This is a genomic window from Okeania sp. SIO2B3 (assembly GCF_010672525.1).
GTDB lineage: Bacteria > Cyanobacteriota > Cyanobacteriia > Cyanobacteriales > Microcoleaceae > Okeania.
In genome coordinates this window covers 1-14,545 of sequence record NZ_JAAHGH010000041.1, presented here as the reverse complement: position 1 = coordinate 14,545, position 14,545 = coordinate 1, and the positions used below count along the sequence as shown (strand labels likewise).

Annotated in this window: 10 protein-coding genes and 1 riboswitch; of the genes, 7 read left to right on the top strand and 3 right to left on the bottom strand. The window is 35.2% G+C overall.

The genetic code is table 11. The features are described 5' to 3' along the window. Positions 1-238: 238 nt before the first annotated feature. From F6K15_RS22455 to F6K15_RS22445, 3 genes are all read right to left on the bottom strand, one after another. On the bottom strand, positions 239-2,233 hold the full coding sequence (locus F6K15_RS22455; protein WP_293064538.1) for a tetratricopeptide repeat protein: 1,995 nt from the start codon (positions 2,231-2,233) through the stop codon (positions 239-241). Between the two features lie 44 nt (positions 2,234-2,277). Continuing rightward, positions 2,278-3,729 (bottom strand): tetratricopeptide repeat protein, encoded by a 1,452-nt coding sequence (locus F6K15_RS22450; RefSeq protein WP_293064535.1) that lies wholly within the window; start codon positions 3,727-3,729, stop codon positions 2,278-2,280. Positions 3,730-4,344: 615 nt separating this feature from the next. After that, positions 4,345-5,382 carry a sirohydrochlorin chelatase gene (locus tag F6K15_RS22445; RefSeq protein WP_293064533.1) on the bottom strand — a complete coding sequence of 346 codons (1,038 nt, stop codon included), beginning with the start codon at positions 5,380-5,382 and terminating at the stop codon, positions 4,345-4,347. A gap of 31 nt (positions 5,383-5,413) precedes the next feature. Then, positions 5,414-5,580: riboswitch (cobalamin riboswitch) on the bottom strand. An 887-nt stretch (positions 5,581-6,467) separates the two neighbouring features. Here F6K15_RS22445 and F6K15_RS22440 point away from each other — a divergent pair. From F6K15_RS22440 to F6K15_RS22410, 7 genes are all read left to right on the top strand, one after another. Then, the gene (locus tag F6K15_RS22440) at positions 6,468-7,337 is read left to right on the top strand and encodes a transposase (protein ID WP_363268495.1); all 870 of its coding nucleotides are present in this window, start codon (positions 6,468-6,470) and stop codon (positions 7,335-7,337) included. 314 nt (positions 7,338-7,651) lie between these two features. Further along, a complete protein-coding gene (locus F6K15_RS22435; RefSeq protein ID WP_375341083.1) occupies positions 7,652-7,951 on the top strand; it encodes a zinc ribbon domain-containing protein in 300 nt (99 codons plus the stop codon). A gap of 597 nt (positions 7,952-8,548) precedes the next feature. After that, the gene (locus F6K15_RS22430; protein WP_293064531.1) at positions 8,549-8,776 is read left to right on the top strand and encodes a hypothetical protein; all 228 of its coding nucleotides are present in this window, start codon (positions 8,549-8,551) and stop codon (positions 8,774-8,776) included. Then, entirely contained in the window at positions 8,757-8,906 is a 150-nt protein-coding gene (locus F6K15_RS22425) for a hypothetical protein (RefSeq protein WP_293064528.1), read from the top strand. Before F6K15_RS22430 ends, F6K15_RS22425 begins: the two co-directional genes overlap by 20 nt. Before the next feature lie 721 nt (positions 8,907-9,627). Continuing rightward, entirely contained in the window at positions 9,628-11,058 is a 1,431-nt protein-coding gene (locus F6K15_RS22420; RefSeq protein WP_293064525.1) for a group II intron maturase-specific domain-containing protein, read from the top strand. A gap of 959 nt (positions 11,059-12,017) precedes the next feature. Beyond that, a complete protein-coding gene (locus F6K15_RS22415; RefSeq protein WP_293064522.1) occupies positions 12,018-12,872 on the top strand; it encodes a DUF547 domain-containing protein in 855 nt (284 codons plus the stop codon). 340 nt (positions 12,873-13,212) lie between these two features. Further along, on the top strand, positions 13,213-13,998 hold the full coding sequence (locus tag F6K15_RS22410) for a glycosyltransferase family 2 protein (protein ID WP_293064519.1): 786 nt from the start codon (positions 13,213-13,215) through the stop codon (positions 13,996-13,998). The last annotated feature ends 547 nt before the right edge of the window (positions 13,999-14,545 follow it).

Genomic DNA, 14,545 nt, shown 5'->3' with positions numbered 1-14,545 from the left:
AAATCGTCCCTTGATTTTTCTGCAATGGTTTGTGGAAAAAAACTGTAGGGGTTTGGAGACCAAACCCTAATTATTTTCCTAGTCTCTACCCACAAGCTAACAACTTCAGGACTTAGACCAAGGTACTATAAATATTTTTAAATATTCTAATTATTGAATCATTGCTTAGATAGTGTTGATGGATAAAAACAAATTTTTTGGTACAGATTAAATTTATCCCATGATTATATCAAGTCAATTATTGAGTAGAAGAAGGATATATATCATCGGGTATCTCTATTTCTAGCATCTCGGAAATAATTTGAGATTTTTGACCATACCATTTGTAGGGTATTTGAGATATGGCAATTAATTTATCCCAAGATTTTAAAGAACTATTTTCTGAGGTTAATTCTGTTTTTTTTTGAAGTAAGATAGGGTTTCTCCTGAGCCAAGAAAAACTAGAGATACATCGGAAAAATAATGTCTCAGTCAACATTGGCGACCAGTTTTGTTTTAATAAGTTAAGCCAATATTCAAAGGGTTGACAATTAATATGTCCGTTTCCTGGTTGACCTATTTCTGCTGCTGAAAATATCAAAATATTGGAGGCATGATTGTTTAATGTTTCTATCAAGTTAAGTTCTTTGCCTGGTGGTAAATGTTCAGCTACTTCTAAACACATAACTAAATCAAATTTGCGTTGTAAATTTAATGGGTTAGTTAAATCATGGCAAATATATTGATTTGAATTTAAGAAACTTTGTTGTGGGATAAAACCATCTACACCGATAATTTCTGTAACTCCTAGTTTATTGAAAATTTTCAGATATTGACCTATACCACAGCCAATATCAAGAATATTTTCTGGCAAAAACCTCTGATAAATATACTCAAATGGTGGAATATCAATAAATAATTTTTCTAAGTGAAAATTTGGTTCAAAGACGCCATGTTGATGATTATCTGTTGATAGGGAAGTAGGTGATTCGCTAAAGGGAATTAAGTCTTCTCTGGAAATTAAAGGAGAGATTTTTATGATTTGATTTTCCCAAGATTTAATAATGGTTGTAATGACGTTGCTTTGGTCATCGTTTTTAGCTATTAAATCTGGATAAGAAAATTGGGGTGATTTGATTGTAGGAGGTTCTAGTTCAACATAGTTTAACCAGTCTTCTTTTACCTCAACTTCCTGTGCATAGTTAAGAGCTATATATGTCAAGTCTGAGTCAGAAAACTTTTCTCCTTGCATAATTTTATTGTACAAATATTTTTTTTGATAACCTTGTCCTTGACTATCCATACTTTTATATCTATCCACATAACCTAACCACCCTAATAGACTTTTTTTAATAACTTGATTAAAACTTCTAATAGGAAAGTGAGCTAGACAAATATCTGATAATTCAACACTGGGTATATCACTATTTTCGCTTGTTACTCCATGACTACCTTGATTGATTTTAAGTTGATAATTAATACTACCGCTAGTTCTGAGAATGACTTTAAAATACTGTGGATTTTCTTTTTTTCTTCTGTATTTAAAATTTGATAGTAAATGACTTGTGTTAGTAGGTTCAGGAATATAGGTTTTCCAAGGATAAAGACCTATCCCATTTTTAGGAATGACTTGAAGTGAATTAATAAATGATTCTTTTGATGGTGACTGAATTAATTCATCTGCATCAATTGGAACAATAAATTCTGGAAAGAATGATGTAGCTACTCTTCTGTAGAGATTTGTCATTTTATCAGTTTGAGTATAAGCCATTTTATGGTCATCAATTACACAAAGGTTGAGACCTTCTTGAATAAATTTGTTAATGATTTTTCTACTATTATCTGTAGAACCATTATCAGCTAATACTAAAAAGTCAAGATAGTTCAAGTTATGGTGAATGAAAGTTTCTAAAACGTCTTCCTCATTTTTAATCATGGAAATTCCCACAACCAAAAAATCCGAGTTAATTTGATTGGAAGGAAAATCAAGATTTTGCTCAAATTTCCTACTTTTAATTGTTTCCAGACTCTGATGAAAAAAATCTATATTAGGATTCAGTTCAATAGCTTTTTTATATTCAATAATAGCTTGAGCAAAATCACCTTTTTTTTCCAGAGCATCCCCTAATTCATAATAAGTAAAAGCAAAGTCTGGCTTTAAATTTATAGCTTGTGTATAGAGAGCGATAGCTTCATCTAACCTTCCCTCACGTTTCAGTTTATTTCCCTGTGTGATTAAATTTCCTGTAGTCATTTTTATTATTTTTTGACAATTATAAAGTATCTATTTGATAAATATTAACTTTGATTTTTTTCAATAAATTGATTCAGAGTATAACGAAAGACTAAATTGGAAGGATTTTTCTCCACCGCATTACAGTATTCTTTAGCAGCATCATCTATTAACCCCAATTTTTCTAGTGTTTCTCCCAACTTAAAGTAACACCAAGAAAAATCAGGATAGAAGTCGAGGTAATATCTATAATAATTAATTGCTTGATTGAATTTACCTTGTCGCTGAAGTTTCTGAGCCTTATTAAATAGGATGTTGGAGTTAATAATTTGAGGTTTGCTAAAATTTCCATTTGCTATATATATTTGCTCATATACCTGATTTTTTGTTAACTGCTCCAATTGTGAGTAATAAATTGGTTCAAAATCACTTGTTGTATAGGCTTTTGGGAGAATTAAAGAATTGTAAGCAATACTTTGTTTTATATTTTTATGAAAATTTGAACTTATATATTTTTCAACTAGAGTTTTCTTAGCTCCAAATATTACTTCACTGTGACATAGATAAGCTAAAGTAAAACAAGAATTAGAAGCAATAGTAATTACTTTTTTAAAACTAAGATATGAGGTAAATAGTTCTATAGAATAATATTCAAATTTATTAGGCATGAGAATAGCATTAAAACCATTTTTTACAAGTTCATCCACAAGTTTTTGTGACTGGTTAAGTTTTTGTCTTGGATGACCTTTTACCACTAATAATTCATCTTTAGTTACATAAGGAAGCACCGATAACAAATATAGTTCGACTTCAGCATCACAAGATGAAATAATATTAACCTGTGCCCAGTATGTAAGGACTATTAAAGTAATTGGTTGATTATTTTTTTTCAAAATGCTTTTGCAATATTGACTTAAACCAGGAACTTGCAAGGCACTTTTGTGAATAGTATCGACGAAATATTTAATATTGATAGTTTGGATTAGACCACAATAATCAAAAGCATTTTTTGAAGCTTCTAGAGGTACAATTAAGTAAGCTTCATCTACTTTGGCAAATCCTTGAGGATTAATACTACCAGGTTGATTCATGCTTTTTGAATCTAATACTCCTAAACCATCCCCATAACATATTTTGTGAGCGGTAGAATAAGCAGATAGAAATAGTTCATTAATGAACTGAAAATTACGACAAGTGTAAATAACATCGCAAACATTGATAGTTAATTTATTTTTTAGTAATTTTGTAGCTTCTAGGAAAGAAATAGTTTTCTGGCTAACTTTTTCAGAAAGCAAAACTACATAATCATGGGGTACAATAATATTTTTAAAAGACCATACCGTAGATATTTGTAAACAAGCATCAATTAATCCTTGATTCATAGTTGAATTCCTGCTGCCTGCAATAATCAGAAAATCTTCGCAGTTTTGGTATTTTTCTAAAGTAGATTGAAACTTTAATACAGAGACAACATTTAATAGTTGAATAATGCCTTGAGCAATTACTATTCTAATCATATATTAATCCATCATGTTTATCGAATTTAGCAAATAGCTGGCGCTCGTGTTTTTATTACCAATAAAATTTATATCTTATAATTTACGGTTACTTTCTGAGCAAGAAATATTGTTTAAGATTTGCAAGGTGTGTACTAACTGAGTATGCTTAAAAAGCAGCAAAAATCAGAATTAAATCTACTTTAAACATTCTCAAATACCATGATCAGTAGTAACTAGGGTTTCCTGAAAAAGTCTTTTTAAGGAGTAGGGAAGTAGGGAAGTAATTTTTTTTGTCCTTGTATGCCTTTTATGCTAACTTTTTGAGCGTTTTAAACTGAAAACTAGGCACTTTTTTCAACCCCAAATAAGGCTAAAACCATTAATAATAAAAGTTGAATATTTAATCAGTAAGCCCTAAATATATATAATAAATGTCAGGAAATAATAGCAAGTATATTTTTTAAAAGCTAGAGTCCTTAAGGTTGCTTAAGTCAGTTTTTTTATACTAACTGTTCCCTCTAGCTTTGAAGAATAATTGTTTGAAGCAAATATTGATAAATTTGCTCTTTTTGATTTTCAACACTATATCTAGTTTGAATTGACTATATAGTGTTTTTTATCTCTGTTCAATCATCAAGGAACTTGCCAAATACGTTGATGATATTGTTCTGGTTCCGCATAAGGGTCAACCACAGAATGATTATGGTCGTGACTATGATGATGATGTGAGTGAGAATGGTCGTGATGACCGTGAGAATGTTCCTCATTACTAACAGCAGCTAATCGAAACTTACACATTTCACAATTCATTTGTACTTCTCCTAACTGTGTCTCTATTTCTCTTTCTCGCAATAATTCTAATAATGTTGGATGCGCTCCCATTTCTGACAGACAAGTCATAGAAATATCTGGATATTGTTCTTGTTGTTGAGCAGTAATATCAAATATTTTCTTTACCAAAACTCCGGTAAATAAAAAGTAGGGCAAAACAATAATACGCTTCGGTTGATATAATCTAGCTCGCCGAAAACCTTCTTCTAAACGAGGGTGAGTAATGCCAATAAAACAAGTTTCAACTGTTAGATAACCACTGCCTTCCCATAACATTCGAGCCAGTTTATAAACATCTCCATTAGCATCAGGGTCACTCGAACCTCGCCCTACAAATAATAAGACTGTTTCGGAGGGATTAAAATTAGTTTCCTCTAATTCTGCGAGACGCGATCGCCACAATTCTAAAATCTTGGGAGTAATACCAAAATGTCGCCCATAATGGAATTTGATTTGAGGATGTCGTTGTCTTGCCCTGTCTAATTCATTGGTAATATCAAATTTATTATGGCGGGCTGCAAATAATAAAATTGGTAAAGCAGATAATTCTGTGTAACCTTGTTCTACACATTTATCTACTCCTTCTTGAATAGTTGGACCTGTTAATTCTAGAAAGCAAGGTATTACAGGTCGAGATTTATCTAAATTTTGATATGCTGCAACAAAATCTAAAAAAGTTTCTTTTCCATCAGCATCTCGTGTACCATGACCTATCAATAATAAAGGTCTTTGTAGTGGTAATAGAGGTAATTTATAACTTGTAGAAATACTACTTATTTCTTCTGTTGAAGTTAGAGTGTTTTGTGTTTTGATTTCAGAGTTTTGAGTTGAATATTTCATTTATTATTCTTTCCCGTGTCAGGCAGGAAGTTAGAGTTTACAAGTGACAAGTAGGTGTTCTGGCTGATCGATTGATTAGTAAGTAGTTATTGATTTTTTCTATTAACTATTTTTGTCGATTTACAGTTGCCGCACAGCCCCGGAATTGCACCGGAGTTTCCCCACTTTTTCCGCAAAACATATATAGCAATTAGTATATCGCCCATAGGCAGTCAAATTTTTTTTCTTTATCTTGTCTAGTTTTCAAGTACACAAACTGCTATAAATTATTGTCACCAAAAATTGCCAGTATTTTCCTACAATAACTTAACTTTTAGTTATTTTAGCAGACTTAATTTTTTATTAATTCTTAAAAATTTATAGACAGCCATTGTTAAAGTCATTCATACCAAACCCACTGATAAAAAGCTAGTTTTTCCCAAGCCGTCCTCAACTTTTTGCCTCCTGCCTTCTGTCTCACTCTTGTAATTAACCAGATTTAGTATCACCTCAGCATAGTTTTTTAAGCCAAAGTCTGTATGTTATTTCAATCATCAAAGCTGCTGCAATAGTAATAATAGTTCAAATTACTTTTTACTTTGTTTTTCATTGTGTTAAGCACTCAAGCAAAATGGCGTGGCGGATTAAATTAAGGTTGCGCACCAGAAAAAATTTTGATATAGTAAAAGCATTAGGTTTAGTTCGCCTATGTACATGATTTTTTAGTCAATCAAAAAAAATAGCAAACGCAAAGATAATATTAGACTTGTCGCTAAATAGAGGGAAAAAATCGTTCAAACTCAGGCAGAATAATAATTACAGGCACTTTAGAATATTGACAACTATAATCCTTACATATCAAGGGTTTTGAGGTTTTTTTAAGTTATAAAGCGACAAGTCTATTACCTAAAAAAAGACAGAAGGCTCCCGGTATAATCTTTGATTTACCGGGAGATGAATGGTGGCAACAATAATTGTGGTTTCCGTTGGTCATGCTCCGCCAAGGATGCCATAATGATCTACAAATCTTAACAGTTTATCCAGTAGATATTTTAGGTAAACTTAAGTTATAATAATCTTATGTTACAAGGAGTTAATCACAACGAGTGCTAGTAATTGAAGCCAAATTAAAAGGCAGTCAAAATCAGTACAAAGTTCTAGATGAAATGATTCTCACTGGTCAGTTCATCAGAAACAGTTGTTTGCGCTATTGGATGGATAATAAAAACGTCAAGCGTAACGACTTACAAAAACTTTGTGCTGTACTAGCAAAGGATAAAAATTTTCCTTGGGCAAAGAAACTCAACTCTCAAGCCAGACAAGCGTCAGCCGATAGAACATGGCAATCAATACAACGATTTTATCGTAATTGTAGACTGAACAAACCAGGAAAGAAGGGTTATCCAAAATTCAAAAAATTCACCCGTTCTGTAGAGTACAAAAATACCGGTTATAAACTATCGACTGACAGAAAGAAAATTGAGTTTATAGATGGTTTTAAAGCTGGTGTATTTGAACTATGGACAACCAGGGATTTAGTCTGGTATTCTCAACAACAAATAAGTCGTGTTAGAGTTGTGAGAAAGGCTGATGGTTATTATTGCCAATTCTTGGTCAATGTAGAGAGAAAAGAAACTCATAACTTTGAGGGTAATACAGTAGGAATTGATTTAGGTTTAAACGCTTTCTATACTGACAGTAATGGAAATGCTGTTAAAAATCCTAAATATCTGAGAAAGTCAGAAAAACGACTTAATAAACTACAGCGTCGATTATCACGTCGCCATCAACTAGGTAAACCTCAGTCAAATAATTATCACAAAGCCAGAAAACAATTAGGTAAACAACATCTGAAAATCAGTAGACAGCGTAAAGACTATGCAGTAAAGACTGCAATGGCGTTAATCCAATCTCACGATTTGGTAGTCTATGTAGACGCGGAGCGGCGCGCCGAAGGCAGATTTAAAGATTGCTAACTTAGTTAAAAACCATAATTTAGCTAAGTCTATATCTGATGCTTCGTGGTATCAGTTCACAGAATGGCTTAATTATTACGCTAAATTACCGAAAAATAGGGTTTAAAGCCTCGCCCATAAGCGGGCGACTTTTTATTTGCAAGTAAATTGAATATATGCTACAGTACTAACAGTTGCCGGGGGGCACTCGGAAACTCTAAACGGACGTGGAGGCAAGCATAAGACTACTGTCAAAGTAGCAGCAGCCTAAGAAGCGTCAACCCGCCGAAGAGCTACGGCTCAGTAGGAATCTCCGTGCCTTTAGGCCGGAGAGGATGTCAAATGGAATTGTTTGTGTTTCAGTACCTCCACATTTCACATCTCAAAATTGTTCAAATTGTGGTCAAATAGTTAAGAAATCATTATCAGTGAGGACTCATAAATGTCCCCATTGTGGGTATATTGCTGATAGAGACCACAACGCTGCAAAGAACATTTTGGCAAAGGGATTAGAAATATTAGAAGCGATAGCAAACAGTACCGAGGGGCACGCCTCTTACAGAGGAGCTGCGCTAACGGAAACTGGGGTCAAAAGCCCAAACGCTACGGGAGAGTCCGACCTCTGGAGAGCGTGATAGCAATATTGCGATCTCTAAGTTGTCTTGATGAACGTAGAATCATCAATGATGAGAATCCCGCATTATAATCTTTGATTTGATGCTGGGAGTATGTCAATGAAAGGGATATTTTTAATAGAAAGTAGTCATAAAATACCCCTCACTCTTCTAAATATTCATTTAACTATTAAAAAAGTTTAAGTTGTCAAATATCAGGCCAAAAAAGTACTTTTAGTATTGATACTTATAAAGAATATCTACAAAAGAAAAAAGATTCAAAATGTGGACTTGTTAACTGCAAAAGAAAGTTCTGCGGGATATAGGGAAATAAAAAAAATCAGCTTTCAGATGATCTCTGTAATTTCAAGGAACAATGATCTCCTATTTATAGACGTAACTTTATACTATATTAAAACCAGTCTTAAGCTGAAAAAAAGTTGTGAAGAGAAAACAATCTTTCACGTCTAACGGCAATTCTCAGCCAGAGTTAGCCTAGAATATTCAAAACTAATTAGGCAAGATTGGTAACAAAACGATAGAATCGTAAGCCGTAGTATCTGACCACATAGTCTGAAAATTACCATGAATGAAACAACTAACGAATTACTCGAAAATATGCCCAGGGAGCAGAGGGTTGGGCAACTGCGCAACTTAATAGAAACCTTACACATAGCTGATGAAGTGGCCAATAAAGGCTATCTAATCACCAGCTCAGAGTTAGCAGATTTAATGGACATCAATGCCAGTGCTGTGACCAGTCGTGGAGACCATTGGGTCTGGCGAAACTGGGTTGTATCTAGAGTACGTCGTGAAGGTAACCAAAGTGCGATTCGTTTCTGCTAAAAGTCAAGGCCATCAGGTTATAGCAGAAGGCAGAAGGCAGAAGGCAGAAGGCAGAAGGCAGAAGGCAGAAGGCAGAAGGCAGAAGGCAGAAGGCAGAAGGCAGAAGGCATCCCCCCTTACCCCCCTTTGAAAGGGGGGAGGCAGAAGGAAAAATCTTGCCTGGCCTAAGTTTTAGATTCTTGAGCTGTCCCCACCTTATTGCTTCAAATGCTATAAGACGTGAGTAGAGTAAGGCCATCAGCCTTATAACTAAATGACCTTGGAGGTGAGATTCCTTCCGCCCAGGTGCAGGGTTGACAGCATTACCCCTACGGTAGCGAGTAGCCATCAATCCGTAAAGCGGGGTAAAAAGGTGGTAAAGCTCTTAGCTTAAGTGAGTTTCCATCGAGCACAATACCCATTGGATAGCTAAAAGCGAAGATGTAATTGAAGCGTCGTAATTTTCAACCAGTGAAAGAAGCTGTGACACTGGAGCCAAAAGGCACAGGATAGGGAGTTAGCGAGATTTGGTTCGACTAATATGCACTTCCGGTAAACCCGGCGTAAAGCATCATCCTAAAGGTATATAAATAAGGTCATTTGGAACGAAGTAACCCATGAAAAACTCTTGAATTATTTAGCAATCAGCTTTCAGCAATCAGCTTTCAGCTATGCTCACCCTTCTGTCTTCAGCTATAGGTATGGATAACTGATAACTGATAACTGATAACTGATAACTGAATCAAGTAGGTGCTAACCGGATGTTTAATTGGGAAGGATTGTGTCAGAAGCAAAGGCCCTTATTTAATGTAATGGGATAGGCTGACGGACACACGGTGATTTGGAATGTAGAGTTTGATTAGGTAATACAGATGTCCAATACGAGTTTGAAGACTACGGTGGAATGGGAGGAATGGCGCGATATTAACTGGTTAAAGGTTGAGCGTCACGTCTTTAAGTTACAGGACAGAATCTACAGAGCCTCTGAGAGTCGTGATTTTGTTGCATTTCGTAAGCCTCAAAAAACTTTGCTGAAGTCCTGGTACGCTAAGTTATTGGCGGTGCGTGGGGTGGTTCAAGATAACCAGAGTGAGAAAGTTTTGTCTTCGGAAAAGCTGTTTGCTTTGGCTGAAACTTTGGACATAACTGGCAAGGTTAAGTCTAGGAGAGGCACTATGGAGGACTACGCTCTACAAATACTTGTCAAAATGGCCCTGGAGCCAGAATGGGAGGCTATTTTTGAATCTAGTTGTTATGGGTTTAGGCCGGGGCGATCGCCTCAAGATGCCGTAGAAGCAATTTTTGGTTTTGTCAAGCTGGAGCCTAAGTATGTGCTTGAGGCTGACATTGCTAAGTCTTCTCAGGGTATTAACTACGAACTATTACTGGAAAAGCTGGGTACTTATCCTACATTGCGTCGAAAAATCAAAGCTTGGTTGAAGGCTGGTGTGATGGATGGGGAAGGCTTGTTTCCAACGGAGGAGCAGATGGCAAGGGGTGGGGTTATTTCTTCACTTCTGGCAAATTTGGCTCTTCATGGTATGGAGGAGCAAATCAATGAGTATGCTGAAACTTTTGATTTTCAATCTGTGGAAAGCGGGTATGAGGTATCAAGGGTGGATAGGAGTGAATACTTGGGTTTGGTTCGCTATGGTAGTAGTTTGGCGATCGCTCATAAAGATATAGATGTAGTTCAAAAATGCCTAGTAAAGGTTGGAGAGTGGTTGTCTGAAATGGGGCTGGAGTTAAAACCAAGTGAAACAAGAGTGGTTCATACTCTATATGGGTATGGTGGAGAAAAACCAGGGTTTGATTTCTTGGGGTTCAACATCAGACAATATGAGGTGGGCAAAAATCAATGTAAGCTTGGTTTTAAAACTGAGGTCAAACCAAGTGACCAGAGCATGAGGAGTCATTATCGTCAAATTGCTGAGGTGATCGACCGACATAAGTCTGCACCACAGGCTGTTTTAATTAGAAGGCTTAATCCTATTATTAGGGATTGGGTAAACTATTACTCGGCTGTAGTGAGTAAGAAAACCTTTAGGGATTTGGATCATTTAATATTCCAAAAACTCTGGCGTTGGGCAAGAAGAAGACATTCCAATAAAAATAATGACTGGATTTCTCAAAAGTATTGGCATTCTGGGGAAAACAGAAAGGAATTTTCGTGTAGTTATGAGGATGGCAGTCGAGTTAAGCTATTGAAGCACACAGAAGTTCCTATTGTTAGACAGGAGAATGTTAACAAGGACTGGTTTTATTGGAGCAGGCAAAAAGACTTTCAACCTTTGGACAAGTAGAGTGGTTGTATAGCAGAAGACAGAGGGTATCCCCCCTACCCCCCTTTGAAAGGGGGGAGGCAGAAGGAAAATCTTACCTTTGAGAGGGGGGAGACAGAAGGAAAATCTTATCTGGTCTAAGTTTTAGATTATTGAGCTGTCCACGCCCTTTGCTTCAATTGTTGTACGACTCAAAAGGTAAGGAGGGGAAAGTATTGGATGCTATTGAATTGCATAGAGATTGCTACGATCTGAAAACTGCTAAGAATAGTAGTAGAGGTGCTCATTTTGATTAGGGCCAAATCACTGAGGAGCCGGATGAGGTGAAAGTCTCACGTCCGGTTTTGAAGACGAGTAATTCTGGTGATAGAATTGCTTAGTTTAACTTCTTTGGCAATTAGAAAGGGTAGATTAAATTTACCCATAACTTCCCGTTTAATTGGGGATTTTAAAATAAGCGATCGCTTACCTTCATAAGTTGAGGAGCGATCGCCTCCTAAATATTTTTTGAATACTGATAAATAAGGGAGTAAGGGAGCGGGGAAAATAGAAATATTTGCTGTTGAAGTGAGAGGATAGGTTTTTTCATCACTAATTTAATTGAGATAATCAGGACTTACGCAAAGGAACTATATATAGATATAGGGTCTTGGTGTGTTAGCGCTAGCGTAACACACCTTACTAGCGCGTCAAGCTGAAAATGATGTATTAAATTTTTGAGTATAATTCTTGCTATGACTAAGGTTTGGAGAATTTTCCTAAAACACTATTTCAAGCTTGACGCGCCACTACCAATAGCGTTCATGCGTAAGTCCTAATAATATTACTCAATAATTGAGGTAATTGTTAATTATTAATTATCGAACTACTGACTACTGAATATTGATTTAATTCAAAATTAAGCTAAGTCTCACAGGTTACTCATGCCGTTAGTTTTTCATGGATATGGAATGAAATTACTATAAATGGCAGAATAATTTATGAGATATCAAATTAAGAAGTTATTATTTTTCTTACCGCTACTTATATTTTTAGCTGGCTGTGGTGGATTAAATAGTCCTACAAATCTAGGGGAAAACAATCAAGAGACACAAGAATCTACTGCTACTTCAGCTGAACCATTTAATTATCAAGATTACAACTCAATTTTAAAGGGGTATGTCAACGCAGAAGGGTTAGTTGACTACGAAAGATTAAAAGAAAATAGGCAAAAACTTGATGAATTTAATGCTGCTATTGGAGCGGTAATGCCAAGCATTTATGATTCTTGGACAGACCCAGAAAAAATCGCTTTTTTAGTTAATGCTTATAACTCTTTTACTTTAGAATCTATTATTGATAATTACCCTACTAAAAGTATTAGAAATATTATTGGTGTTTGGAAGATTCGTAAGTTCGATATTGCTGGAGAAAAGTTGACATTAGACCATATCGAACATCAGATTTTAAGGAAAGAATTTAATAAACCAGGAATTCATGTTGCCTTAGTTTGTGCTGCAATAAGTTGCCCTCCTCTAAGACAAGAAGCTTATACTGGTAATCAATTAGAACAACAACTAGATGACCAAGCTAACAAGTTTCTCGCCAATAATCAAGGCTTCCGAATTGACCGTGAAAATAATGCTGTTTATTTGTCTTCAATTTTTAAATGGTTCGGTGAAGATTATAAAAAAACTTATGGTCAAGAACCAAATATTGATGGCTTGAATGAAACAGAAACGGCAATCGTAAATTATGCTCATCAATATGTAAGTCCTGATGATCAAAAGTATTTAAAACAGGGTGGTTATCAAGTCAAATATTCTGACTATGATTGGTCTTTGAATGTTCAATAATACTTAAGCTATCAGCCGTCAGCTATCAGCTATCAGCTATTTTTTTAATGTAGTAGAAGTTAAACAAATGCTTGCTTAATTTATTAAAAAGCTGTTTGGGTAGCATTCTGTAGGAAAAGCTGACTGCTTCATTTTTCAGAAAAAAAAATTCAAACAAATGCTTTTAGAAAAAATATTCGTAAATATTGAAGCTTTCAGCGGTCAGCTATCAGCTATCAGCTATTTTTTAAATGTAGTAAAAGTTCAACAAATGCTGGCTTAATTTATTCAAAAGCTATTTGGGTAGCATTCCGTAGAAAAAGCTGACTGCTTCATTTTTCAGAAAAAAAATTTAAAACAAATGCTTTTAGAAAAAATATTCGTAATTATTCCTGTTTTGAATGAAGAATCTACCATCAAAAATGTAATTAAGTCATTACAATTTTACGGACTAAAAAATATAATGGTAGTGGATAATGGTAGCACCGATAGAAGTATAGAAAAAGCAAGAAAAGCAGGTGCAAAAGTTATCAAAGAACCCATCTCAGGTTATGGTAGAGCTTGTTGGTGTGGCATCCAAAATACACCTGTAGAATGTGACTGGATTTTATTTTGTGATGGAGATGGTAGTGATGATTTAAAACAACTACCACAATTTTTAACTGCTACTAATAAATACGATTTAATATTAGGCGATCGCCGTGCGACAAAAGCAGGTAGGTCTGCGATGACTCCCGTACAAAATTTTGGTAATAAATTAGCTACTTTTTTAATTGGTTTAGGGTGGGGATATTGGTATCAAGATTTAGGACCATTGCGTTTAATTCGGAAGTCTAGTTTAGAGAGAATTAGAATGGAAGACCGAGGTTTTGGTTGGACGGTAGAAATGCAAGCTAGAGCTGTAGAATGCGATTTAAAAATAACTGAAATTCCTGTTGGTTATCGTCGTCGTCAGGGTGGACGTTCAAAAATATCAGGTACTATAAAAGGTAGTTTTCAGGCTGGAACAATTATTTTGACAACTCTTGGTAAATTGTATTTAAAATACCTGTGGAAAAATAAAGAATTGCAGAATAAAACTAACAAATTTTTAAGGAGGGAAGTAGGGGAGTGGGGGAGTAGGGGAGAAGTCAACATAAAAACATAAGAATAATTAACATAGACAGATAAAGGTTGTAGCATTTTTTGTTCTAAAAAAGTGTCAGCTTTTCGGTGGACAAAGCTCGAAAAGTAGTATTTTGGGACGATTATGGCAGAAAAATCACTCTTACAATTTTTCCGACTACCTCCTCTATAAATACCAAATTGATAAATGTTTGCTACAAATAGTTAGGATATTTCGTAAGGAGTAAACCCACCCCTCGCCCCTCCCCCGACCGTGGAGGGTAACTCAGGAAGACCGAGTCGTATGGGAATAGCTTCAATACCATTTTTCAGGTCGGAAGTCATCTTTTTTGTCAAAGGGAATATTCTGAAAAGTCTTTTTATTCCTCTTACTATTCATAACATTATATTTTTTACCCTTGGTATAATTCCCCGTTCCTCCTGACTTCCCCTCCCCTCCTGGGAGCAGGGCTGTTTCATTCTCGCGAAAAACAGAGAAGGAGATAGAATAGATGGGTATAACAGGAAAATTTTGGAAAAATAGTCAGAATTTCGGCCAAATTTATCAATTATCCTTGAAGGTAAATTAA

Bases quoted from the DNA above. Each gene is read 5' to 3' on its own strand.
- F6K15_RS22420 (WP_293064525.1), top strand. From the start codon at position 9,628: ATGTCCAATACGAGTTTGAAGACTACGGTGGAATGGGAGGAATGGCGC.
- F6K15_RS22430 (WP_293064531.1), top strand. From the start codon at position 8,549: ATGCCCAGGGAGCAGAGGGTTGGGCAACTGCGCAACTTAATAGAAACC.
- F6K15_RS22455 (WP_293064538.1), bottom strand. From the start codon at position 2,233: ATGACTACAGGAAATTTAATCACACAGGGAAATAAACTGAAACGTGAG.
- F6K15_RS22450 (WP_293064535.1), bottom strand. From the start codon at position 3,729: ATGATTAGAATAGTAATTGCTCAAGGCATTATTCAACTATTAAATGTT.
- F6K15_RS22410 (WP_293064519.1), top strand. From the start codon at position 13,213: ATGCTTTTAGAAAAAATATTCGTAATTATTCCTGTTTTGAATGAAGAA.
- F6K15_RS22435 (WP_375341083.1), top strand. From the start codon at position 7,652: ATGTCAAATGGAATTGTTTGTGTTTCAGTACCTCCACATTTCACATCT.
- F6K15_RS22415 (WP_293064522.1), top strand. From the start codon at position 12,018: ATGAGATATCAAATTAAGAAGTTATTATTTTTCTTACCGCTACTTATA.
- F6K15_RS22445 (WP_293064533.1), bottom strand. From the start codon at position 5,382: ATGAAATATTCAACTCAAAACTCTGAAATCAAAACACAAAACACTCTA.